Raw genomic sequence first — 24,939 nt, forward strand, 5'->3', positions numbered from 1 at the left:
TGTGGTTGATGTTGCTCTTGCTCGTTTTGTTGACGATCAGCGTGCTCAGGTGCGCTGCCTCCTATCGCAGTTAAGTGAGGCCGATTCGCTCGGTGCAGTTTCTCAGCGGGCGTTATATGCCGCAACGGTGCGCGCGGTGCATCACGCGCTGACGGGTTATTTTGCTGAGTGCACGCAAAAGCGTTACCAGCCGAATGTTTGGTTCTCTTTATTAGCGTGTGGTGGCAGTTTTGCCGCTATGCGCAAAGTGGTGCCTTGCGAGGCACACGTTATTGCGAGCTGGTTGGCTCAAGAGGTTGATTCTGGTTCGTCGTTAGCAGGTATGTTGGCGACTATTACTGCGATAAGTGCGCCAGAATTGCCGCAATATCGCTCTTCGCTACTTGCGGCTACATCGTTATCTGAGCGTGAGTCACAAGCTAACGCTGTAATTGCTTCTAGCACAAGCACCGCGCAAGTTTTAACTGCGCGCGAACTAGGCCGGACGTGGCAGGTGTTAGAGTCGTTAATACTTGCCGAGCGATCACAAGCGCTAGAATGCTAGTTGTGTTACCTATTTAAAATGAAGTGGTTATAGCGTATGCCTACCGATACTGATGAATCGTTGCTCTACGAAATTGTTGAATTCCCAGACGGGGAAATCGGCTTGTGTCGTGCCGGTGAGGGTCGCGCTGAAGAAGAGCCTCTAGTGACGATTCGCTTTTCGGAGGAGTCTCGATACTTTCTTGAGCAAGCGCTTCAAAATGGCGCTCTGAGTGTTGCCAAAGCGATGATTGATGCAGGCCTAGATGCAGTGCAAGAGCTTCAAGCTGAGGTCGAAGTTGAGCAAGATGCGCAGCCGGTTTCCCATTTAATTCACTAAGTAGTTGTTGCCTGCACTGGCCAAAAATATGGCTATGATTTGAGCTGCATGCTGCGGTTTGCTACCATGCGCGCCCCTGCTCGTCGTTAGGCCGAGCCTCCCTCCTTAAACATGTTGAGTTGTATGTTCAATCTTATCTATCGAACCCCGTCTAATTTGAAGAACGACGTGCTGTCGGGCACGACTGTAGCATTGGCATTAGTGCCTGAAGCGGTTGCCTTTGCTTTTGTGGCAGGGCTTGAACCCATGATTGGTTTATATGCCGCCTTTATGATGGGCTTAATTACGGCTGTTGTTGGCGGTAGGCCCGGTATGATTTCGGGCGCAACGGGGGCTACTGCGGTTGTTATGGTGGGCTTGGTGGCTTTGCATGGCGTGCAATATTTATTTGCTGCTGTGCTTTTGTCGGGTTTATTGCAAATATTGGCGGGGGTGTTTCGTTTAGGAAAATACATTCGCATGGTGCCGCACCCGGTAATGTTGGGCTTTGTTAATGGCTTGGCCATTGTCATCTTTCTTGCGCAGTTAGGGCAGTTTTTTATCAATAATGATGTTGGTGAAAAGGTGTTAATGAGCGGCCCTATGATGTACACGATGTTGGGTTTGATAGCGTTAACGATGGCCATCATTCACTTCTTGCCCAAGTTAACCAAAGCGGTGCCTTCGTCCTTGGTGGCTATTGTGGTAGTTACGTTATTGGTGCACAGCTTGGGGTTGGATGCCCGCACGGTAATTGATTTTGTGCGCGATATGTTGCCTGCAGATCAAGCGGCTACCGCTACCCTAGAAGGGACTTTACCGACGTTCGCGATCCCAATGGTACCTTTTACCTGGGAAACCTTAAAAATTATTTTACCAACAGCGTTGATTCTGGCCGCAGTGGGTTTAATCGAATCGCTATTAACCTTAACCCTTATCGATGAAATTACCGGTACGCGTGGCCGTGGAAACCGAGAGTGTATTGGCCAAGGTGTTGCCAATGCCACCAATGGCTTATTTGGCGGTATGGGCGGTTGCGCGATGATTGGCCAGAGTATGATCAACATTAACTCTGGTGGCCGAGGTCGAATGTCTGGTGTTACTGCTGCGTTAGTTTTGCTCGCCTTTATTTTGTTTGGTGCCTCGTTAATTGAAATTATTCCGCTGGCGGCTTTAGTTGGCGTTATGTTTATGGTGGTCCTTGGTACATTTGAATGGGCTTCTTTGCGGATGTTTCGCAAAATACCGATGTCGGATGCGTTTATTATTGTGCTGGTATCAGGTATTACCGTGGTGGCCGATTTGGCGATAGCGGTTATTGTTGGGGTGATTGTGTCGGCACTGGTGTTTGCTTGGAAGCACGCGCAACATATTGAAGCAAAAGAAAGTGTTGACGAAAACGGTATGAAAATTTATGCCTTACGCGGCCCGCTGTTTTTTGGCTCGGTCAGCAACTTTAAAGAGCTGTTTACACCAGAAGAAGATCCTGAACACGTGGTAATCGAGTTTGCGCGCTCTAGGGTCAGTGATCACTCGGGCATAGAAGCGCTAGATAGCTTGGCTGAAAAGTACACAGCATTAGGCAAAACACTGCATATAAGGCACCTGAGCCCGGAGTGTATTAAATTGCTGGAAAAAGCCGGTGACTTATGCGAAATCAATCGTCTTGAAGATCCAGATTACCACGTAGTAAGCGATAAACTGGGTTAAGCCCGTGGGCAAAGAGGTAGTTTATTTTGTAAACCACCGTTTTTAATCTCATCACAATAGTCTCCTTTTACGTAAGCAAGGTATAGGCGTGTAAAGGGAGACTATTATGAAAAATCAATACAATCATCCAAGTGAATTAGATACCCATCTTGCTGTGCAAGCTTTTCAAGTGTTGCGTACTAAAGGCGAGCGCTGTGCGGGGGAGTTTCATTATGGTGGCCTGAAAGGAAGTACCGATTTTGATGGCTACACAGTTTCGCTGCACGATGACCGAGTTAGCTTAACGGTATTTTTTAAACACCGTTTCACGTTGAAATATTCAAAGCAGGAAGACCTTGCTGCATTTAAGCAGAAGATACAGTCTGTTGTGAGTGACCGTATTTAAGGCGCACTCTGTAGTACATTCATTGCTTGGCCGGTAGTTTTTTGCAAGGCTTGCCGAGTAAAAACGGCCGAACAATTAGTGCAATGAATAGGCATAATAACGCCAGCTTGTGAATGCTGCCGGCAAGAACATTGCCTGTTTGCGATGAGGTTTGTCCAGCGCTTGAGCTGCTCGCAGCAGATATGTTAGCGCTAGATGATTCAGATGAATGTTGAGAACTACTTGAGAGGGTAGCGATGCTCGAGATTGATGCTGTGGCCGCACTTGAAGACGCGGCAATATCTTGTCGTTTAATGAAGCATTGTTTAAGTGTGCCGCGGATCGGATCGCCAAATTCAGAGCTAGTACAAGGTAGTGCGGTGCTGCTTAAGCGGTAATGAAAACTACCATTGGCGCCATAGGCAATTTGCGATTGGCCAGTAGTTTGGCAAAGCTGACCTTCTTGCGCGCATAAGCTATAGCCTGTTGGTCCTGGCTGTTGCCAGTTTGCATCCATCGCGTAGTAACATTGTTTTACAGTTCCGCGTATTGGCTCTTCAAAATTGCTATTTGAGCATTGCACACCGTCGCTAGCGGTTTGGTGTTTAAATTGCCCGCTTGCGCCAAAAGCAACATCCCGCATTCCCGCAGGCGGCTGACAATAATCCCCCTCAAAGGCGCAAAAAATATAATTCTCGGGGCCGCCGCCAACGATCATCGGGTTCTTTGTATTGGCATTGTCTGAATATTCTAAGTGCAGCATTCGCCCTTTGTTACTGATATTTATAAATGATAAAACACCTTCTGTAGCCAAACGCTTGCGGTCAAGTTGTACTTCGGCAAATAGGCTTTGATCAGTCAGTGATTGCACCAAGGTCCAGTCTTGCCATTGTTGTGCTTCGGTTGCTTTGTAAATGCCTTCGCGATTAATAATGGCGTAAAGGTTGTTGTGATTATCGGAAGCAATTTTATTGCGATCATAACTAAATGAAGAGCCCGGTAGCTGTGTGCGTTGCCATTGCCCATTTAATTTACGCAGGTAGTGGTAAACGCGGGCGTTTAGTCGGTTCGCAGCAAAGTCGGTGCTGCTAGGTGTGTCGTCAGGCATATGGGACATTAACATGCTCACGCGCCCATCTTTATCTACCGCTTGGGCCTCTTGATTTATCAGCCCGCGGTTTTGCTCGATATTCCAAACGCGAGTGTTTGCTGTATTTTGAGTAATAGGGAAGCGGCCAAGCTCGGCAACAATTTGGCCGCTATTATTCAACCATGTGCGGCCGTCGTCTTCTGAATAAATATAGTGCAGGTCAAAGTTAGTGGTTGGGTCTGGCGTTGCGCGCCAAACCCAAGTTGCGTGTAGTCGGCCATTGGCGTCGTAGTGAATACCGTTAAAATAGGCATTAATATCCGTCGCTAAGCCATCAACTAATTGCCCTAGTTGAGTCCATTGGGCGCTGCTGCCGTCGTATTCGTATAAGTAACTGTCTCCAGAGCCGCTGGCGCCATGGCGTAGTAATAATAAAAGCTTCCCGGAAGGTTCGGTCACAAAGCGTGGATAGGTTGTCGGCCCCATTCGAGCATCTCTTAGCCCATTTTGAATCGGGCCAAATAAGGATGAATTCCAAGCAAACTGATTTGGGTTGTTGAGCAAGCCCGCAACGGATTTGCGGTAATTAAAAACGCTGCTCCATTGATAGAATGATAAGTGAATTGTGCCATCTAGAGGGCTAATGCCGAGAGAGATATCGTAGTGGGCATTGTCAACTTCAAATTGATAATCAGTGAGCTCCAATGTTTGCCAGCTGGCTGCGCCGAGTGATCGTCGAGCGACGGCAACATGGCGATTAGCGCTCCAATAAACTGCATATTGATAGCCCTTATAGGTTGTAATGGCATCTTGCTGAAAAGAAACGCTATTTATAGGCCCGTTAAACGCTTGCTCGCTGATGGTGTGTATCTTGAGGTCAGCCCTAGCATGCAGGCAAAAGAACAGTAAAAACAGAATGGTTAGGCGGCCGCACATGGTGAGTACCCTAATTTTTGTTGTGTATGCATGTTGGGAGCTAATCGGTGGTAGGTCGTCATAGTGGGGCAGCGCACGTTTATTGCGGATGCTCGTGTGTTCTTACTTAAACTAACTGACTATTCGGTATGTGATGCACACTATGTAAAACGCTAACTGGGTGCAACGTGCTGTTTTTTAGAATTGCGGTCTGAGTCAAAGAATGAGTGGAATGCTGTGTTTGGCCGACATTCAGTCGACTGAGGCTCGGTGTCGCGTGTTTTTGTTAAGGCGTCGAATAGCATTTGCTGAAATGAGCGCAAGGCCTATTAGCTCGAAAGCCCAGTTGAGGCGAACCCCTGCAATGTATTGGTTGAGCAGGTGGTCCATATGATGAAAAGAAGCTGCGCGAATAACGACAAAAGCAATAACAAAGCAAATGCCCAATAGTGCTAGGGCATTTATCATAATTATTTTTCGATAATATAGCGCAAGTAAAAGTGCTGTTGTGCTGCCGGTAAAAGCAACGGCAATAACAAATATTCGTTGCAGCTTTCGTCGCTTATCGTACCAGTCTTGTTCTTTCGCAAGTGTACGCGCTATTTCGGTGAGTAGTGATTGTAAGTCCAGCTGTTTATTGATAGCGAGAAGTAGGGTGATGAATGCAACCACTCCCCAAAACGTACGCTGTTTTTGAATGTGTTGTTTAAAACAATGAGTTGCATTTAAACTCAGCTTAAAAGCTAAAATAGCGCACCCTAAATAGACTAATACGGTGACCCAGCCCATAAAGTGCGGATCCCCTATTTGGGGCTGCCAGTTTACTTGAGACCAATCCATTGAATACCTCGGTTATAAGGTGGGTCATTAATTGCATTACTGCCTATGGTGCGGGATTTGAGTAGCGCTGATGAATATTTTCTATTTCGTTGAGTGTCTCGGGGTTTAATGTAATGTCGATGCTGGAAATGTTTTCTTTAAGTTGGGCTAGGGTTGTAGCACCGATGATATTGCCGTCTAAAAAACTTTGCTGGTTGACGAACGCTAAAGCCAATTGCGTTGGGCTGATATTGTTATCGAGGGCTAGGCTGGCGTAGGCGGCGGTTGCTTCGTCACAGTGAATTTTTTCGTAGCGGGTAAAGCGTTCAAATAAAGTTAGGCGCGCGCCATCGGGCTTTTGCTGGTTAAGGTACTTGCCGGTCAATTTGCCAAAAGCTAATGGCGAGTACGCAAGTAAGCCAATGTTTTCACGCAAGGAAATTTCCGCGCAGCCAACTTCAAAGGTGCGGTTAAGTAAGTTGTAGGGGTTTTGAATACTGACAATACGCTCAAAACCTTTTTGCCAGTGTTGTTTTAAATATTCAAGCATGCCCCAGGGGGTTTCATTGGAAATGCCAATGTAACGTATTTTCCCTTGTTGGACGAGCTCGGTCAGTGCTTCTAGGGTTTCTGCAATTGTTACCGCGCCTTCAGCTGTGGTGTTGTGTAGTGTTTGGTTGTAGCCTAATTTGCCAAAAAAGTTGGTGGCCCGCTCGGGCCAGTGCACTTGGTATAAATCGATAACTTCTGTTTGCAGGCGCTTAAGGCTAGCATTGCAGGCTTCGTGTATTTGTGGCTTGCATAAGCTTGCGCCGCCTCGAATATAATTTACGCCGCGATTACCTGAGCTTGCTCCTGTCACTTTTGTTGCAAGTGTGACTTTGTCGCGTTGCTCGGTTTTGCGTAGCCAATCCCCCATAATTCGCTCAGACTGACCAAATGTTTCAGGCTTTGGTGGTACCGGGTACATCTCGGCGACATCAAAAAAGTTGACGCCCATATCGAAGCTCATCGCCATTTGTTCTGCCGCATCGCTGGCGGTATTTTGTTCGCCCCATGTCATGCTGCCTAGGCCAATTTTGCTGATAGTGAGGTCGCTCGAGCCCAAGGTCGTGTATTTCATAGCGTCTCCTTTGCAGGGGGGTTATTGATTCATGAAGTGGTTGATCAGTTGAATAACGAAGCCGATTGCTAAAAGCGGAAATATCCAACGACTGAGCTTCTGAATACTGGGGGTGTTGGAGTTAGGGCCAAACCACTTAGCGAGGTTAACCATGATGATAATGCCGACAAAAAGTACGGCTAAAACGATCAGTAAATTTTCCATTAGACACTCTAGTTGTTGAATACTGTGCCGGCCCATTAACACGATAGCTGGAGTGGCACAAAAACGATGGCGCGGTATTTTGGCTGCCCAAAACCATGGCTGCAACGCTAACAATAACTTTGGGTTGGTGCAATGGGCGCGTTTGTCACTTTAAAGTCTCATAATGAACTCAAAAAGCTGCTGTTGGCGTGTTATCATCGGCCGCAATTTCAAACGAGTGTTTGTTGACGCGTAAACTAAAGCGCAGTGCTTTAGAGGTGTGTTAGCAAGCCAGATCTTGTTTTTTGATGGGTAGTAAAATCGCATGTAACGCGCCAGTTGCGTTAAATGCGATTTTGTTGCTGAACTATAAGCTTTTTTTCACATGATTGGGTATTAACATGGCTGTCAGAATAATCGTTACCCTGTTTGGGTTGCTGTTGTTAATTGGAGTATTGGCCGGTATTAAAGGCATGCAATTTAAGGCGATGGCCGATGCCGGCGCTTCGATGCTGCCTCCGCCGGAAGTGGTTTCTAGTGCTGTGGTGAAAAAAGCGCTATGGGAGCAAACCCGACGTTCGGTTGGCTCTATAGAAGCGGTTAGGGGCGTTACCCTTACAGCGGACTTCTCAGGGCGAGTGGATAAAATTCAATTTACTTCCGGCGCTGAAGTTGAAAAAGGGGATTTACTACTCCAGCAAAATGTCGATGCTGAAAAAGCACAGCTAAGAGCAGCTCAAGCGAGCCTAGCGCTAGCGAAGGCTAACTTGTCGCGTTCTAAAGAACTACTAGCGAAAAAGGTGGTTTCGCAATCGCAATATGACGCTGCAGATGCCGAGCACAAAGCGGCCCAAGCGCAGGTAGAAAACGTTGAAGTGGCAATTGAGAAGAAAAGCATCAAAGCGCCATTCTCGGGGCGTTTAGGTATTCGCAAGGTCAATATTGGCCAAGATATTCAGCAAGGTGAAGCGATTGTAACCTTGCAAACAGCTGACTCCATGCTGGTGAATTTCAATTTGCCGCAACAAGATCTCGCGGTGATTAAGCTGGGTTTGAAGGTTCGTTTAAAGACCGATGCCGTTCCTGGGCATATTTATACCGGTAAAATTACTGCGATTAACCCAGAGGTAAATGCTCGTTCACGCAATGTTTTAGTGCAGGCGCTATTAGATAACGATAACGAGCGTTTATTGCCCGGTATGTTTGCCTCTGTGGATGTGATTTTACCCGAACAGCGCGAAATTATTGCGGTGCCAATTACAGCGGTACGTTACGCAACCTACGGTGACTCGGTATTTACTTTAAGTGAAAAACCCGCCGAAGAAGGCGCTGATAAATCAGCATTGATAGCCACCCAACAGTTCGTCCAATTGGGTGAATCGCGTGGTGACTTTGTCGAAGTGCTTGAAGGGTTAAACGATAATGCGGTTGTTGCGACGGCGGGCTTATTTAAGTTGCGTAACGGTGACCCTGTGGCGATTAACAATGACGTAGGCTTAGATTTCGAGCAAAGCCCTAACCCTGTCGACAGATAGCACAAAACGGAGTGTGGTTATGAGTTTTACCGATATTTTTGTGCGCAAGCCAGTATTGGCTATCGTCATTAATTTAGTCATTGTCATTGCTGGTATTCAGGCAATAAGTTCGCTCAGCGTTCGCCAGTATCCTCGTAACGATAACGCCGTGGTGACGGTGACAACGATGTATGTGGGCGCTAGTGCTGAACTGGTGCGTGGCTTTATTACAACGCCAATGGAGCGAGCCATTTCGGGTGCCGATGGTATTGATTATATTCAATCCGAAAGTACGCAAAGCATGTCTACCATCAAAGTGCGGTTGGAGCTGAATTACGACCCCATTAAGGCGCTTTCTGAAATTACATCCAAAGTGAATCAGGTGCGTGGTGATTTACCGCCAGAATCTGAAATTCCGGTGATTAATGTGGAGTCGGCCGACTCTACCGTTGCGGCGGCGTATTTAAGTTTTTCATCGGATATCCTACGTGATAATCAAATTACCGATTTCCTTACGCGTGTTGTTCAGCCGCGCTTAGCGGCAATTGAAGGGGTGCAGCGGGCTGAAATTTTAGGTGCCCGTAACTACGCCATGCGTGTGTGGCTAAAGCCTGACAATATGGCGGCTTACAATATTTCCCCAGCCGAAGTTCATCAAGCCTTAGCGTCCAATAACTATTTGGCCGCGCTGGGTTCGACCAAAGGTAATTTTGTTCAGGTAAATTTAGCGGCGAATACCGATTTAAAAACCGTCGAAGAATTTGAGCAATTGGTGTTGCGTAACGAGGGCGGTGCGATTGTTCGATTGCGTGATATTGCTGATGTTGAGCTAGGTTCAGATTCGTACGATTTGGAGGTCGCTTATTCTGGTCAGACGGCCATTTTCATGGGCATTTGGCCGTTACCAAATGCGAATTGGCTGGATGTAATCAAGTTGGTGCGCGAGGAAATGGAAACTTTACAGGCCAGCTTGCCTAAAGGGTTGGATGCGCGTGTTGCTTATGATTCAACCCGTTATATCGAAAGCTCTATTGTTGAAGTGGTTAGCACACTGGTCGAAACATTAGCCATTGTTATTCTGGTGATTTTCTTATTTTTAGGTTCGCTTCGCTCGGTCATTATTCCTGTTGTTGCTATTCCTGTGTCCTTAATTGGCGCTGTATTTTTAATGCAGATTTTTGGTTTCAGCGTTAACTTGTTAACACTACTGGCCGTGGTCTTATCTGTGGGTTTGGTGGTGGACGATGCCATTGTTGTTGTCGAAAATGTAGAGCGCCACATCAGTGCAGGCAAAAGTAAAATCGATGCAGCTATGCTTGGTGCCCGTGAACTGGTTGGGCCTGTTATAGCGATGACAGCAACACTTGTTGCGGTTTATCTGCCTATTGGTTTACAAGGCGGTTTAACCGGCAGTTTATTCAAAGAGTTCGCGTTTACATTAGCCGGAGCTGTGACTATTTCGGGTGTGGTTGCTCTAACTTTGTCGCCGATTATGTCAGCTAAATTCTTGCGTAAAAACGAAAGCGAAAAAGGTTTCGCTGGGTTTGTAAGCCGTACGTTCGAACGTATTCGCTTGCGCTATAACCGCATGTTGGATGCGACTTTGCGGGCGCGCCCAGCGGTTTATATCGTATGGGGGGCTTTGAGTTTGCTATGCATTCCAATGTTTGTGCTGTCCCCGAAAGAGCTTGCGCCTACCGAGGATCAGGGCGTTATTTTTGGCATTGTCGAAGGTGCACCTAATTCCACGATTGATCAGGCGAGTGTTTATGCTAAAGAGGCTAATCGTGTTTTTGGTAGCTTCCCTGAAACGGATTTTACCTTCCAGATTACTTTCCCGTCTGGTGGTTTTAGTGGCATGGTGTTAGATACATGGGATGAGCGCGAGCGCAGTGTTTTTGAAATTCTGCCTGAAGCGCAAATGATGTTGCACCAAAACCCCGGTTTGCGAGTATTCCCAGTAACGCCTCCGGCATTGCCTGGCGGCGGTGATTTCCCAGTCGAATTCGTATTGGCTTCAACAGCAGAGCCCGAGGAAATCCTTAAAATAGCGGAGCAACTGCAGCAAAAAGCGATGGAGAGCGGCATGTTTGCTTTTCCGCCGATGATCGATACAAAAATCGATCAGCCTCAGACGCGAGTTAATTTAGATCGCGATAAAGTGGCCGATTTGGGTTTGAACATGTCGCAAGTTGGCCGTGATGTGGCCGTGATGATGAGTGGCGCTTACGTGAATCGCTTTAATATAGAAGGGCGTAGTTATCGTGTGATTCCGCAAATAAAAAGGGTAGAGCGCTTAACGCCAGAACAACTCAAAGACATTTATGTTTCTGGCCCCGATGGAGACTTGGTGTCGTTAGGTTCGATGGCATCGCTTGAGCATGAGGTTGTTCCGCGCTCGCTTAACCGTTTTCAGCAACTTAATGCGGTTAAAATAAGCGGCGTTGCTATTCAGCCTTTGGATAAAGCATTAGCGTTTTTAGAGGAGGAAGCCGAAAAAATTATGCCAGCCGGTTACATGATTGATTATACCGGCGAGTCCCGCCAGTTACGCCGTGAGGGCAATAAGTTTATCCCCGCCATGATGCTGGCTATTTTGTTAATCTTTTTGGTGCTTGCTGCGCAGTTCAACAGTTTTCGAGACCCTTTTGTTATTTTGGCGGGCTCTGTACCGTTGGCGTTTTTTGGCGCTCTCGTGTTCACTTTTTGGAAAATGATGAGCCCTATGGTGCCGTTTTGGACCGATGGATTTACTACAACTTTGAATATTTATTCGCAAGTTGGGCTGGTAACCTTGATTGGCTTGGTGGCAAAAAACGGCATATTAGTTGTGGAGTTTGCCAATAAAATGCAGGAGCGAGGGCTGGCTAAATTGGCTGCGGTTAAAGAGTCTGCATCAACGCGTCTGCGCCCAATATTGATGACAACCATAGCGACGGTGGCAGGGCACTTCCCCTTAGTGCTGGTGACTGGCGCTGGTGCTGAGGCGCGTAATTCTATTGGTTTGGTGTTAGTTGGCGGCATGGCTATTGGTACTTTATTTACGCTCTTTATTATCCCGTCACTGTATATGCTAATTGCTCGTGACTTACGGGGTAGTAAGCAGAGTGTTGCGGAGCTGGAGGCTGCTTAAGATAACGCTGTCATGCCATAAGATTATGTTTGTAATGTGATTGGGTGCTCAAATTTAGGTCGAAAACGCAGTGGCTGTGAATCAGTTGGCTGCGTTTTTTTTTGACTTCTTTACACTGCAGCTTGTTATTCCAACTTAAAAAGAGCGTTTTTTGGCGCTGATGATAAAAATCGTGGAGATATTCATGCATAAACAACTAATCCCGTTTGCCAAAGCATTTGGCTCGGCTGGCTTGCTCTCTGTGAGTTTGGCAGCTTGTGTGGGCGGCGGCACCAGTTCTTCAAGCGAGACGACGGCATCATCTGAAACTGCCATGTCTTCTGAAATGTCATCAGCGATGGAGTCCTCAAGCTCTATGGCGCCGAGTAGCTCTTCTGAAGCTGCTGTTAGCTCTTCGAGCGTGATGAGCAGTTCTTCTATGCCCGTAGCAAGTTCTAGTGAAGCGGCGGCGGATTGTTCGACGGTTGATGTAATGGATGGGAAAACAGCGTTCCTTGCAGACTGCACAAATTGTCACAATGATTATGATCAAGGCTCAGGCTTATTCACTAAGCAGATTTCTTTTGCTCCAGATATCGACCCTAACAATATTGTTAATGGTGGGAACTTGGGGTTAGCTGACTATATCGCCGCTGAAATGGCTAAGTGTGAAGGTGATGCTGCTTGCGAAGAGAAAAGCCAGCAGATTGCTAATTACATAAATAGCTTTTCTAGCAATACAGAATGGTGTGAAGGTTTGGTTGATGTGACTTCAAGCTCTTCAGCGCCAATGAGTTCAAGCAGCGAAGCTGAGGTATCATCTAGTTCGGTCGCATCAAATGGTGAAAATGTTGTTGTTTACGCAATCAATGCCGGTGCTCGCGCCTCTTATACGGCGACAGATGGTACTGTATACCAGCCTGATTTAGGCGCTTCATACGTTACTGGCGGTATGGGTGGTAGCACCATGGATCCGATTGATAATACTGAAGATGACACCCTATACCAGACTGAGCGCTATGGTACGTTTAGCTATAGCTTACCTCTCGCAGCTGCAACATACGACGTTACCTTGCATATGATCGAAGCGTGGCACGGGGTTAATCCTGGTAATCGTGAGTTTGATGTTGAAATCGAAGGTCAGATTCTTGTTAATGATTTTGACCCATTAGCTACAGCCGGTCACGACGTGGCGCATGATATTCAATTGAATGGTATAGAAGTCTCTGATGGCACCTTAGACATTACTTTTACACCGTCTATGCCTGAAGCGAATGTCGCGGCTATTACTGTTAAAGGGCCGGAGTCTTCAGTTCCCGACGACAATGGTAATAATGGCTCTGGAGGCAATGAGACCGATGCTGATCGTTCATGCACAGATGATTCTGGCTTGTTAATCTGTTTAGATTTCGAAGACGTTGCTCCGGGCGCTACACCGGCGGGCTTTACAAAAGCTGGTAATGTCAATGTTGTTGACGGCCAAGAGGCATTCACTGGTACACGAGCACTTAAATTATCGGGCTCTGGCGAATTAAGGATAAGCAATTTCCCAGGTAGTCATTGGGGACGTCTGTACTACAAAAACACGGCTAAGCCAAACTCTATTGGCAATTATTCCCACACCACGTTTGTCAAAGGCTTGAGCGGCGGAGCGCAATTTAGATTCGTTGATATGGTTGCTGCTCCTGTGGGAAGCGCTGATGACGGTTTTTATCAGCATTTATACAATACTGAGCCAAACGATTTGTCGTTAGAAGGTCCTTATGTTAACCAGTACGATGGTGAATGGGTCTGTGTTGAGTGGTCGATGAATGCGACCACTCAGGAATACCACTTCTTCCAAGATGGTATAGAGGTAGCATTGGCTAATGGCGGCACACCGACAAACAAGACTAACTTGTCGCAAGCGGTCAAGTATGACGGAAGTATGCACCCTATGACTCCCGTTCCAGGTACGTTAGATACCTTTAGTATTGGAATTCAAAACTACCAAAACCATCAGTACGAGTTCTTTATGGACGATATCGCTGTTGGAGCGGAACGAATTGGCTGCGATATTATGTAATCGCTCCTAAAATTAAAAATCCCAGCTTAATGCTGGGATTTTTTTTGCCTGCTAAATAGATCTGGTTCGGTTTTAAACTATGACAAAAAGTCTGAATACATTTTTTGATAGTCATTGCCATTTTGACTTTTCAGTTTTCGATACTGATAGGCATGAGGTTTGGCAAAATACGATTTCGAATGGTGTGAAGAGTATTTTTATCCCAGGGGTTAATGTCGACCAGTGGCGCAAGGCAGCAAATATAGTCTCTAAGTTACAGGCGCAAAATAGCACTCAAGGATTTTACGGTGTGGGTTTACACCCGTGGTGGTTTGCTGAATGGTTAAATGCAAAAAGTGCTTCTTTGGATTCATCGTTATCTGAGTTTAGCCTTCAATTACAAAATGCTGCTCAAGCTGAAGCCTGCCGTGCAATTGGCGAAACCGGCTTAGATTTAGCTTTGCCGCGAGATAAAACAGTCGCGTTAGACACTCAGCTAGTGATAGTAAAGCAGCATCTTAACGCCGCAAATAGGCTCGGCTTGCCCTTAATTCTTCATTGCCGCAAGGCACACAATGCATTACTGCAGTTGCTGGATAAAGCCCCAGTGCTTGCCGGCGGTATTTTGCATAGTTTTACTGGTAGTGCGCAATTAGCGGTGGAGTACTGGCGGCGTGGCTTTTGTATTGGTGTTGGCGGCAGCATTACCTACCCAAGGGCGAATAAAACGCGTGAGGCAATTAAGGCGTTGCCAAACGAAGCCTTGGTATTGGAAACTGATGCGCCCGATATGCCTTTATGTGGCCGGCAAGGGGAGCGCAATAGCCCTGAATATTTACCATTGGTGGCTGTCGCCTTGGCGGAACTGCGCAATCAGCCAATTGAAGAGGTTGCTGATTACTGCTATCAAAATACCTGTCGCGTTTTTGCGGTGTAAAGCGCGCTTAGTTTTTCTGTTGGTCCTGTAAATAGCGTTTTATGGCTTGGCTTGCGGCTAAAAATCCGAAGCTACCAGTAACCATGCAGGCAGAGCCAAAACCGCTAGCGCAGTCGAGCTTTGTCCCTTCTTGTAAATCTTTTTTATTGGCGCATACCGAACCGTCGCTTTGCGGGTAAAGCATATGCTCGCTGGAATAAATAGCGTCGACTCTAAATTTACGTTTTTTATTACGCTCAAAGTTGTGGTGCCGAAACAGTATATTGCGTACTTTCGCTAACATTGGGTCGGCAATGGTTGTGCCTAAATCGCTAACGCTAATTTGGCTAGGATCGGTTTTCCCACCGGATGATCCAGCCATAACTAAACGCTTTTTTTGGTGAATGCAAAAAGCCGCTAACGCCGCCTTCACACTTGATGAATCTATCGCATCAATAACAACATGATGATCGTCGGTAATTAGCGCGGCGATATTTTTTGTGGTTATAAAATCTTCGATCGTGTGCAGTTTAAGCTCAGGGTTTATGTCGAGTAATCGTGCGCTGAGCGTTGTATTTTTTTGCTTGCCAATGTGAGAGGTTGTGGCATGTAGTTGGCGATTTGTGTTGGTTATGCATATATCATCTAATTCTATTAGCGTTAAGGTGCCAACGCCTGTCCGTGCTAGTGCTTCTGCGGCCCAAGAGCCAACTCCGCCCAAGCCAATAACGACCATGTGTGCTTTGCTAAAGGCTGTTAGCGCCGCCGTACCATAAAGCCGGCCGATACCGCCAAAGCGCTGAAGATAATTGGATGTAAGTGCAGATGCGGATGAAGGTTGATCGTTTTGTGACATGCTGGCCTCGCGAGTTGAATCGGCGTTTTACTGGAATTAAAGACGTTTAGCAAGTAAGACTGTACCGGGGCTAAGCTTTAGGGCTGCGTATTGGGCAATAACAAAAGTTGGCCGTGGTATTATCCGCGCATCTGTTACAGGAGCTTTTATGTTTGCCCATAACACCGAATTTGAGCACGCTATTGCATTCTCACGTTTTGATGCCGCCCATTTCTTATCAACACACGCGCAATCTAGTTTTGAACTCGAAGGGCAGTGCTGGACGAGTGCTGAACATTATTATCAAACCATGAAATATGTGAATACAGCTTATGCCCAGCGCATAGCTGCAGCGCCTAGTGCGCAAGAGGCCTATCGGTTAGGCAATGTTTGGTGGCGGCGTAAGCGAGCCGATTTTAAAACAGTACGCAAAACGCTAATGACACGAGCGATCTACAGCATAGCGATTCAAAATAATGATGTTGCGAGTGCTTTGCTTGAAACCGGTGATCAGTTGATTATTGAAAATTCGGCGTATCAACATTTTTGGGGGATTGGCCGTGATCAGCGCGGAGAAAATCAATTGGGCAACATATGGATGGACGTGCGGCAAAAGTTGCGCGAAAAATCTCAGCAAGCACAAGGAGAGTAGGTGTGGCAAAAACACAATCAGCTTTTGTTTGTCACGATTGCGGCGCTGATTACCGCAAGTGGCAGGGCCAGTGCGGTGAATGTGGCCAGTGGAACACGGTAAAAGAAGTTCGCTTGGGCAAACCAAGTAAAGACGGTTTTAAAGGCTATGCCGGTGGGCAGGCTTCGCAGGTGCAGCGTTTGCAGGACGTTAATTTAGAAGATGTACCGCGTTTTAGTGCCGGCATGGGGGAGTTTGATCGCGTTTTAGGCGGTGGCTTTGTGCCGGGTTCGGTGGTGCTTATAGGCGGTCATCCTGGCGCAGGGAAATCGACAATCCTCTTGCAAACGCTTTGCTATCTAGCGGCCACTAAAACTGCGCTTTATGTCACAGGGGAGGAGTCTTTGCAGCAGGTAGCCATGCGAGCAAAACGCTTAGGGTTGCCAACGGATCAGTTAAAGCTTCTTTCTCAAACGCGCGTAGAAAGCATCGTCGATACGGCAAGGGTCGAAAACCCGCAATTGATGGTTGTAGATTCTATCCAAGTGATGCACCTCGATGATATTGCTTCTGCTCCGGGCAGTGTTTCGCAGGTGCGCGAAAGCGCGGCTTACCTTACCCGCTACGCTAAAGAGAGCGGCGCGGTGCTTATTTTGGTGGGGCATGTCACCAAAGATGGCAGCCTGGCGGGCCCTAAAGTGTTAGAGCACATGATTGATTGCTCCATTATGCTTGAGGGTGATCACGATGCACGCTTTAGAACCTTGCGAGGGCACAAGAACCGTTTTGGCGCTGTGAATGAGCTGGGCGTTTTTGCCATGACAGAGCAAGGCATGAAAGAGGTTTCGAACCCCTCTGCCATTTTTTTGCAGCGAAGCGATCAGGTGACTTCTGGCTCTGCTGTTATGGTGGTGTGGGAGGGTACGCGGCCGTTATTGGTTGAAATACAAGCGCTAGTGGCCGAAAGCCATTTGGGGAATCCGCGCCGCGTTTCTGTCGGTTTAGATCAAAACCGCCTAAGTATGTTGCTAGCTGTTATTCATCGCCATGGAGGCTTAATGCTGGGCGACCAAGACGTTTTCGTCAATGTGGTTGGAGGCGTAAAGGTGGTAGAAACATCGGCAGACTTAGCATTGATTTTTGCCTTAGTTTCTAGCTTTAGAGATTTTGCACTTCCGCAGGATTTAGTTGCCTTTGGCGAGGTTGGCTTGGCGGGCGAAATCCGGCCAGTGCCCAACGGGCAAGAACGCCTACGCGAGGCGGCCAAACACGGTTTTAAGCGCGCTATTGTACCTGCGAATAATGCGCCAAAAGAGCCAGTCAAAGGCTTACATGTTGTTCCTGTTAAGCATATTTCTGAGGCGCTAGAACATTTGTGTTAATGTTCGAAAAAGGCATGCCGCGAACTAATGTGGCAAAGGGCGCAAGCGCTAGCCATACTTAACAATAAAGAACCCAACAGCTAAAGGCTTTATCCTCTATGGCGGCAAATGCGTTAATTTTATCGGGCGGTGGTGCGCGGGCTGCGTATCAAGCCGGAGTGCTGTTAGCGTTATCTGAATTGTTGCCGTGCTTAGAAAACCCATTCCCTATTATTTGCGGCACATCTGCTGGAGCGATTAATGCGCTGGCGATGGCTGCGCACCCGGGTACGTTTAATCAATCGGCACAAGATCTCGCGCAAACTTGGCGCGAGTTGGAAGTCGAGAAGGTGTATAAAACGGGGTGGGGCGATTTAACTAAGGGTTTATTTAAAGTTGCAGGTTCGTTGTTTCATCAGGGGGTGGCTCGCGGCAAGCCACTGGGCTTGTTGGATAATAGCCCCCTGCGAGATCTTCTTTCCGGTGTCATTCCTTTCGATAACATTCAAAACCGAGTGGACGCGGGTTTGCTTGAGGCTGTTTGCGTGACGGCGCTGGGGTATTCTTCTGGCGAGTCAGTGAGTTTTTTCCAGGGTAATCCTGCTTTGCGGGGTTGGCGCCGTGCGCGCCGCGTAGGCACGCCTTCACTGCTTACGGTTGAGCACTTATTGGCGTCATCGGCTATTCCGGCAGTATTTCCAGCAGTACCTTTAAATAAAGAGTTTTTTGGGGATGGGGCTATGCGGCAGTTGGCGCCGTTAAGCCCAGCTTTGCATTTGGGTGCTAGCCGAATGTTTGTTATTGGGGTTAGTCATAACCCTATGAAGACTCGCTGGTTTAAACCTAAGCGTGCCCTCGATCATCCTCCCTCGATTGCTCAAATACTGGGGCAAATGTTTAACAGTGCTTTTATTGATACCCTAGAAGGGGATTTAGAGCACCTTGACCGCACCAATATGTTGCTAAAGCTCGCGGCCGATAAAGAGCTTTGCGAAAAAACGTATAACCTACGCCCAGTAGATACTCTAGTTATTACACCGTCAAAACCTATCGATAAAATTGCCGGCCGGCGCGTACGTGATTTGCCCAAAAGCTTACGCTTTTTTATGCGTGCTGTTGGGGCTACGGCGCGTGGCGGTGGTGCCTCTGTTGCGAGTTATTTGTTGTTTTCGCATCAGTATTGTAACGAGCTTATGGAACTTGGTTACCAAGATGCCATGTGGGAAAAAGCGGCTATTGAAGATTTTTTTAGCCATCCTTGTCGCCTGCCGGAATAACTGCAACCTTTTGTTTTTGTGGCTATTAGCGGGCTTCTTCTGGGTCTTCTCCGCTTTAGTGAGGTAAAAAGAGATGCTAAGACCCGCCATATCCGTTGAAATGTAAGGTTCTCACGCCACTACACTTAAACGAATATATGAGCCTTAACATCTCCAGCAAAATTTTGAGCCTTCCTGGTCAGCGTGTCAAACAAGTTCAGCATGACTTGGCCCTGCAAAGATTGACTATACACTGCAAGCGAGACCGTCGTTATAGAGCGATTGACCCGTCAAGTAATGAGGCGGCCAACATCAACCGATACTTGCGCAGAACGATCCGTGATGTCCCTTTGTGTGGCTTCGAGTGCTATTTGGAAGTTGAGCTCGCTCAAGTTGTGACGACTTGCGGTAGGCGTCTAATGGAGGCTTGCGAATTTGTCGATACAGGCAATCGCTATACTCAAAGATTTTGCCAGTTGGTGAGCGGATTGTGTCGCCATATGAGTATCAGCACGGTCAGTCGGCACCTAAAGCTACGATGGGAAACGGTGAAAAATATGGATAAATTTCACCTAGAGAAAACGTTGCCTGCACTTAATCCTGAAAAATTAATTGACTTAAAATATCTTGGGGTCGATGAAGTCGCTAGAGCCAAAGGCCATGATTATATGACGGTGATTTATGACATGGAATCCGGTCATTTAATTGGCGTTGAGACAGGCCGTAAAGCCGAGGTGTTGACAGCGTTTCTAAAGCGCTTACCAGCACAAACCGCTGAAAACATAGAGGCGGTAGCCATGGATATGGGGCCAGCCTATCAAAAATCGGTACGCGAATGCTTGCCTAATGCTGACATTGTTTTCGATCGGTTTCATGTGATGCAAAACTACAGTAAAGCCATGAGCAATCAGCGTAGGATCGAGTTCAGAAAGGCGGATCGCGCAGGCAAAGAGCAGCTTAAAGGTACCCACTACCTGTTGTTAAAAAATGCCGACAAGTTAAATGATAAACAAGCCAATAAACTCCAGACATTGCTCGAAAATAATTCCAATATCAATACACTTTATATACTCAAAGAGCAGCTCCAAGCTTTGTGGAATGCAGGGAATTATGACGCCATGATGAATGCATTGGAGCAGTGGTGCGACATCGCGGAACAGACGAATATGCTCTATCTCAAGAAATTTGCAAAGTCACTAAGGAAGCATAGCGTAGGCATTTGTAACTACGGAAAACACGGGCTGACTAGCGCCAGAATTGAAGCCGGCAATGTCAGCATTGGCATGATTCGCAAGCGAGCAAGAGGCATCAAGGATACCGAGTACTTCAAGCTAAAAATAAGGCAATCATCGATGCCTGACGAGCAATCCATGTTCTATGGAAGCCACTAGATCACCTCACTAAAGCGGAGAAGAGCCCTTCTTCTGACTAAACGCGCTATTTTTCGTTTTGACGCATCCTTTTTTCTTCTGGCACCCCAAAATATTTCGTCAGTTATTTGACTGTAGCTAGTTTGTTGACTATTACTTAGGTAATACCAAAGACTATAAATATATTGTCAATAACAAAGCACACCCGTGGTGCATTGGTGGCAAGGCTGCCTGAAGTGGAGTAGACGTTGATGCTGGGCGAAAATTACGTTCTTTTAATTGAAGATAATCCTGAAGTTAAGCAAGCTACAAGCTTAATTTTCCATTTTATGGGGGAGCAATTAACAACCCTAACTTATGCTGAATGGAAACGTAATGCTGATGAGTTAGCAAAACATGCCGGCGATTTATCGGCCATTGTCTTTGGCAGTACGCAAAACAGTGGTTCTAATAATGTCGCCAATTTAGAGCAAGAAATGCAGGGCATAAAAGCCCGCTTTTCTGCCACAGCGGTTTTAACCTTAGGGCAGGGGTACGAAGAAGAGGTCGCAACCCTTGATGATACGCTCAAACGCCGAGTGCTCACGCAACTGCCTTACCCATTTGGCTATTCGGCTTTTGTTGATGGTCTTCATCGTGCGCAGCGTTTTAATCAAGCTTATGCTAATGCATCTCAGGCTCCATCTCAGCGGCCAGTTCATTTATTTAGAAGCCTTGTAGGTACCAGCCAAGAAATTCAAACGGTACGGCAGGTTATGGCACAAGTTGCCGATACTGACGTGACTGTTTTAATTGAAGGCGAGTCGGGCACGGGCAAAGAAGTTGTTGCTCGAAATTTACATTACCATTCCCCTCGACGAGAAGGCCCGTTTGTACCGGTTAATTGCGGAGCGATACCTGGTGAATTGTTAGAAAGCGAGTTGTTCGGGCACGAAAAAGGCGCATTTACTGGCGCAATTAGCGCGCGAGCAGGTCGCTTCGAAATGGCCGAAGGTGGTACGCTTTTCCTTGATGAAATTGGTGATATGCCATTGCATATGCAGGTGAAAATCTTGCGGGTATTGCAGGAAAAAACGTTTGAGCGTGTAGGGGGTAACAAAACATTTACAACGAATGTACGCATTATTGCCGCAACGCACCGCAACCTAGATACCATGATTGCAGATGGCGGCTTTCGTGAGGATTTGTACTACAGGCTAAATGTATTTCCTATTCAAATGCCATCGCTTAAAGAGCGTGCAGAAGATATCCCCTTGCTCATTAATGAATTAGTCTCGCGTTTAGAAAGCGAACAGCGCGGTTCAGTGCGTTTTAATTCGGCGGCAATTTTAAGTTTATGTAAATATGCATGGCCAGGTAATGTGCGAGAATTGGCTAATTTGGTCGAGCGCATGGCAATTATGCATCCCTTTGGTGTTGTTGGCGCGCAAGATTTACCAGAGAAATATCGCCATAGCGATAGCCACGAAGAAGATGATTTTGATGTTGATGCAGAGCATATTGCCGCAACACCAAGCGTTGTAAGTATGAGCGACCGTGCGCTGTTACCTGAAGATGGCATCGATTTAAAAGAGTATATTACAGGCCTAGAGCAAAACCTTATTAAGCAAGCGCTTGATGACTCTGGCGGTGTGGTTGCGCGTGCAGCAGAGCGTTTGGCTATTAGGCGTACTACATTGGTCGAAAAAATGCGTAAGTATGGCATGAGCCGATAAACTAAAACTTGGCGCTCATGCCGATAAGGTAGCGTGCGCCGGTATATTCATTTTTAATGACGCGGTTTTTATAAATAGAAAATAACCGCGTTTTTTCTTTAAGCACATTAGTACCTTCAGCAAATACTGATAAATATGGTGTGATGTGGTAACGCAAGTTTACGTCGAGTTGGCCCTAACTTTGTGCGCTTTCGGGTTGTGATTGTGCACCCACTACGGCTCGAAGGTATTCTTGCCGCCAATTAAAACTGGCCCTTGCTGAAAAGCGCGAGTTTTCGTAAAAACCAACAAGGTTATATGTTGTAGGTGAAAGCCCTTCTATAGCGAAGGTCTGTGTGCCGGTATTGGTTTCATCGATTAAAAATTGTGCACTGCTTGCTGTGTAAGTGTAGTTTGCTTGCAGGCCCCAGCCACTGAGGAAGGTATGCTGCAGTGCAAACTCTAAACCATTGGCCTTGGCAGATTCCTGGTTAGTCGGTTGTATTTGTGTAAAGTGAGTGCCGTCAATTTCGATACTTTGGCTGCCGGCGCTAACAAAATGACTGATTGATTTATAATATAAGTTGATGCCAATAAAGCTATTTTCTTTGAAATACCATTCAGCGGCTAAATCGGTATTGATGGATTCGTAAGGTAATAAGTTAGGGTTACCCTGGTACTGAATAGCGCTTCCAGCCCTCGGGTGTAAACGTGCTTCTTGTCCTAGATCGTATAGGTTGGGCCTGGTAATTGTTTTACTGCTAGAAAGGCGAAAATACCACAAGGCTGAAGGGTTAAAAGAAAAATTCACCGAGGGTAAAACGTGATCATAGCGGTGCTTGTTGGTATAGGGTTGGTCCGCTAAATAAGTGATATCTAGTTGGTCATCATCACTGGCCCGTACAATAGACGCCACTTGCGCTTGTGTGCCCTGGGCGATAGTTTCTGTTGTGCTATAGCGTGCGCCTATATTTCCCGACCACAATAAAGATCCCCATTGCCCTGCTAAATCTAATTGCCCAAATACGGAATTGACGGTTACTGCGATGCGGTAACTGGCGCGTTCGAGCTCAATGGCATCAAAGCCAATTCCGCTAAAACTATCGGTTATGCCAAAACGGTCGCGAATCGTTTGCGGGTCAATAGGGCCGGCATTGATAAAGGCATCGCTTTCGAGAATGGTTGTTAATGTATCGATATCATAGCGGTACCAAGCATTTGGTGCTTGATGATCTAGCCCGCCTGCAAAATCAGCGGTTATCGGCACGACTTGAAAAACATCAGAATACTCAAGGCCAAGCGCGGCGAGAGCGTGTGCTGAAAAAACATTGTGCCTGCCGCAGTAAGCGCAGTTGCGCGGGTAGGTGGTTTCTAAGCTTGTGTATTGTTTGACTCGGCGGTGCTGCAACACGCCCCCCGTAAAAGCCTTTAAGCCGTCGTTATTATCAAGCTCCCATTTTGATGTGATTTCAAACTCTCGAATAGTGTCTTGAGTATTGCCGCCAAAGCGACCTAAAAAGTGTGCTGCGAGTGGGTGGTCTGTAACTTGGCTGTCACCAAAGCTGTAACTTGGGGCTTGCGTGGTGGTGCCTAAAGTCCATTTCGCATCACTCGTGGCGCTAAAGCCTTGCGACGAAAAAGGTAGGCCGCCGGTCAAATTTTCTGCCTGGCTATAGGCGTAGTCTAACGTGATTTGATAGGGGCTTTGGCTTTGGGGAAAGTGACTGTCCCATTCGAGATTGATGCCGTACAGCTCGTTGGCAACGGGCCGACTTTTATCAACAAGAATGCTGTCGTTACCTTGGGCGCTGCCCCCGAGTTGCTGGCGAATATCATCAGGTAATTGAGCGAGCGTATCTTTGCCGGCACGCACAAACTGTGTTGCGGTATTGTTTTCGTCAAGGGATATCTCTAAAAAGCTGTCTTCAAAATAAGCTTGAAAACCTGACAGCATGGCGCTGTCGTTAAAGCGCGTGGAGAGAATATCGATACTGCTATTGAGCGAGGCGCCAGTGTCCACCCTCCATTGTGCCTGCCCGGCAATAACCATACTGGTTTGTTCTCGTTCGGCTTCCGTTTGGTACAGTCGAAAAGAGCGAGGAACATAAGCATTTTTGATGGTATCCACTTGCTCTTTATTTTCGCTGAGTACTCTAATATCTGTATTTCGGAAGCCTTCAGTCGAGTAGCCCTGAGTGCGATTGCTACGATTGCTATCGACAATTGCTGCTAAAATGCCAACCTTTGAATTACCCGTTTGCCGGTTATGACTGGCTAGAGCAAATGTTTCAAGGGTGTTCTTGTGACTAATTGAGTTTTGCGTTATCTGGCCGCTAGCGGCAAAGTAGCTTAAGTCTTTGCTATTAATGAAGTCGAAAGGGCGCGGGGTTGTTAATTGAATATTGGCGCCGATGCTCCCATCTTGCTGTATTGCATTAGGAGTTTTTAAAACCTGTGCTTGTGATATTAATTTGGCCGGCAATATATCAAATGAAAATCCGCGCTCTTGGTTGTCTGTGGCGATTGTTCTGCCGTTAATTAGTGTTGTGTTAAATTCCGGGCCAAACCCCCTAACTGTAAGGTATTGGCCTTCGCCACCATTACGTTCAATGGCTACGCCGGTAATACGTTGTAGAGCTTCTGCAACATTTGCATCGGGGAATTTGCCAATATCCTGTGCTTGAATAACATCAATAACGCCTTCGTAGTGCCGTTTAATAAATAGCGAGCGTTGCAAACTCGAGCGGTAGCCCGTGACTAAGGTTTCTTCTAGGTAAGGTGTTGTTATGGCCATAGGCGGGGGTATTTGAGGTGGCATAGCTTGCAGATCGCGAGCGATAAGAGTAAATATGCCCGCCTTGTTTTTAGACGCTGCGTAAGGCGTGTCTTTTAATAGTGCGCCAAGGGCTTGTTGAATCGTGTACAGCCCAATAACTGGGTGGCCATAGCTATTTTGCACCAAGTCATAATCGTAAATTATGGAAATATCGGCCTGCTCTGCAATACTGTTAAGGGCGATATCGAGTGTGCTTGGGGGAATAAAAAATTCAAGAAAGTTTTTTTCAGTTGCGAATAATCCAACTGAATGACTCAATAAAAATAAACAAAACAACCATGCTTTTGCTATTGATTTAACGCTTTTGTGGGCTTGCTGTCCTTGT

The 24,939-nt window shown here is 46.8% G+C and carries 19 protein-coding genes; 13 read left to right on the forward strand and 6 right to left on the reverse strand.

All coding sequences use genetic code 11. From position 1 onward, the window contains the following. The first annotated feature begins 1 nt into the window (after window position 1). The 4 genes from MARGE09_RS13665 (at window position 2) to MARGE09_RS13680 (ending at window position 2,936) form a co-directional block, all read left to right on the forward strand. On the forward strand, window positions 2–544 hold the full coding sequence (locus MARGE09_RS13665) for a hypothetical protein (RefSeq protein ID WP_236982730.1): 543 nt from the start codon (window positions 2–4) through the stop codon (window positions 542–544). 36 nt (window positions 545–580) lie between these two features. After that, entirely contained in the window at window positions 581–862 is a 282-nt protein-coding gene (locus MARGE09_RS13670) for a hypothetical protein (RefSeq protein ID WP_236982732.1), read from the forward strand. A gap of 123 nt (window positions 863–985) precedes the next feature. Continuing rightward, a complete protein-coding gene (locus MARGE09_RS13675) occupies window positions 986–2,551 on the forward strand; it encodes a SulP family inorganic anion transporter (RefSeq protein WP_236982734.1) in 1,566 nt (521 codons plus the stop codon). 106 nt (window positions 2,552–2,657) lie between these two features. Next, entirely contained in the window at window positions 2,658–2,936 is a 279-nt protein-coding gene (locus tag MARGE09_RS13680) for a DUF3081 family protein (protein WP_236982736.1), read from the forward strand. 19 nt (window positions 2,937–2,955) lie between these two features. Here the strand turns inward: MARGE09_RS13680 and MARGE09_RS13685 are convergent, their stop codons facing one another. The 4 genes from MARGE09_RS13685 to MARGE09_RS13700 form a co-directional block, all read right to left on the reverse strand. After that, window positions 2,956–4,941, reverse strand: a complete 1,986-nt coding sequence (locus MARGE09_RS13685) for a BNR repeat-containing protein (RefSeq protein ID WP_236982738.1) — start codon at window positions 4,939–4,941, stop codon at window positions 2,956–2,958. A gap of 231 nt (window positions 4,942–5,172) precedes the next feature. Beyond that, complete coding sequence (locus MARGE09_RS13690; RefSeq protein ID WP_236982740.1) at window positions 5,173–5,760, reverse strand: hypothetical protein; 588 nt, start codon at window positions 5,758–5,760, stop codon at window positions 5,173–5,175. Window positions 5,761–5,803: 43 nt separating this feature from the next. Beyond that, a complete protein-coding gene (locus tag MARGE09_RS13695) occupies window positions 5,804–6,862 on the reverse strand; it encodes an NADP(H)-dependent aldo-keto reductase (protein WP_236982742.1) in 1,059 nt (352 codons plus the stop codon). Window positions 6,863–6,883: 21 nt separating this feature from the next. Continuing rightward, window positions 6,884–7,066, reverse strand: a complete 183-nt coding sequence (locus MARGE09_RS13700; RefSeq protein WP_236982744.1) for a hypothetical protein — start codon at window positions 7,064–7,066, stop codon at window positions 6,884–6,886. 380 nt (window positions 7,067–7,446) lie between these two features. Here MARGE09_RS13700 and MARGE09_RS13705 point away from each other — a divergent pair, with 380 nt between their 5' ends. The 4 genes from MARGE09_RS13705 to MARGE09_RS13720 all read left to right on the forward strand — a co-directional run bounded on the left by MARGE09_RS13705 (window position 7,447) and on the right by MARGE09_RS13720 (window position 14,652). Continuing rightward, window positions 7,447–8,580 carry an efflux RND transporter periplasmic adaptor subunit gene (locus MARGE09_RS13705; RefSeq protein ID WP_236982746.1) on the forward strand — a complete coding sequence of 378 codons (1,134 nt, stop codon included), beginning with the start codon at window positions 7,447–7,449 and terminating at the stop codon, window positions 8,578–8,580. Window positions 8,581–8,599: 19 nt separating this feature from the next. Continuing rightward, window positions 8,600–11,692 (forward strand): efflux RND transporter permease subunit, encoded by a 3,093-nt coding sequence (locus tag MARGE09_RS13710; RefSeq protein ID WP_236982748.1) that lies wholly within the window; start codon window positions 8,600–8,602, stop codon window positions 11,690–11,692. Window positions 11,693–11,876: 184 nt separating this feature from the next. Further along, window positions 11,877–13,736, forward strand: a complete 1,860-nt coding sequence (locus MARGE09_RS13715; protein WP_236982749.1) for a malectin domain-containing carbohydrate-binding protein — start codon at window positions 11,877–11,879, stop codon at window positions 13,734–13,736. A gap of 79 nt (window positions 13,737–13,815) precedes the next feature. Further along, window positions 13,816–14,652 carry a TatD family hydrolase gene (locus MARGE09_RS13720; protein WP_236982752.1) on the forward strand — a complete coding sequence of 279 codons (837 nt, stop codon included), beginning with the start codon at window positions 13,816–13,818 and terminating at the stop codon, window positions 14,650–14,652. Between the two features lie 7 nt (window positions 14,653–14,659). Here MARGE09_RS13720 and tcdA read toward each other — a convergent pair whose 3' ends face one another. Beyond that, window positions 14,660–15,487 (reverse strand): tRNA cyclic N6-threonylcarbamoyladenosine(37) synthase TcdA, encoded by an 828-nt coding sequence (tcdA, locus tag MARGE09_RS13725; protein ID WP_236982754.1) that lies wholly within the window; start codon window positions 15,485–15,487, stop codon window positions 14,660–14,662. Between the two features lie 148 nt (window positions 15,488–15,635). On the opposite strand from tcdA, the gene MARGE09_RS13730 reads away from it, so the two are divergent. The 5 genes from MARGE09_RS13730 to MARGE09_RS13750 all read left to right on the forward strand — a co-directional run bounded on the left by MARGE09_RS13730 (window position 15,636) and on the right by MARGE09_RS13750 (window position 21,799). After that, a complete protein-coding gene (locus MARGE09_RS13730; RefSeq protein WP_236982756.1) occupies window positions 15,636–16,118 on the forward strand; it encodes an NADAR family protein in 483 nt (160 codons plus the stop codon). A gap of 2 nt (window positions 16,119–16,120) precedes the next feature. Continuing rightward, window positions 16,121–17,479 carry a DNA repair protein RadA gene (radA, locus tag MARGE09_RS13735; protein WP_236982757.1) on the forward strand — a complete coding sequence of 453 codons (1,359 nt, stop codon included), beginning with the start codon at window positions 16,121–16,123 and terminating at the stop codon, window positions 17,477–17,479. Between the two features lie 98 nt (window positions 17,480–17,577). Continuing rightward, window positions 17,578–18,735 carry a patatin-like phospholipase family protein gene (locus MARGE09_RS13740; protein ID WP_236982759.1) on the forward strand — a complete coding sequence of 386 codons (1,158 nt, stop codon included), beginning with the start codon at window positions 17,578–17,580 and terminating at the stop codon, window positions 18,733–18,735. A gap of 137 nt (window positions 18,736–18,872) precedes the next feature. Continuing rightward, window positions 18,873–20,105, forward strand: coding sequence for an ISL3 family transposase (locus MARGE09_RS13745; protein WP_236981837.1), 1,233 nt, complete (start codon window positions 18,873–18,875; stop codon window positions 20,103–20,105). A 230-nt stretch (window positions 20,106–20,335) separates the two neighbouring features. Beyond that, complete coding sequence (locus MARGE09_RS13750; protein WP_236982761.1) at window positions 20,336–21,799, forward strand: sigma-54 dependent transcriptional regulator; 1,464 nt, start codon at window positions 20,336–20,338, stop codon at window positions 21,797–21,799. Between the two features lie 175 nt (window positions 21,800–21,974). On the opposite strand, the gene MARGE09_RS13755 is transcribed toward MARGE09_RS13750, so the two are convergent. After that, on the reverse strand, window positions 21,975–24,872 hold the full coding sequence (locus tag MARGE09_RS13755; protein ID WP_236982763.1) for a TonB-dependent receptor: 2,898 nt from the start codon (window positions 24,870–24,872) through the stop codon (window positions 21,975–21,977). Between the last annotated feature and the right edge of the window lie 67 nt (window positions 24,873–24,939).

Source organism: Marinagarivorans cellulosilyticus, assembly GCF_021655555.1.
Taxonomy (GTDB): Bacteria; Pseudomonadota; Gammaproteobacteria; order Pseudomonadales; family Cellvibrionaceae; genus Marinagarivorans; species Marinagarivorans cellulosilyticus.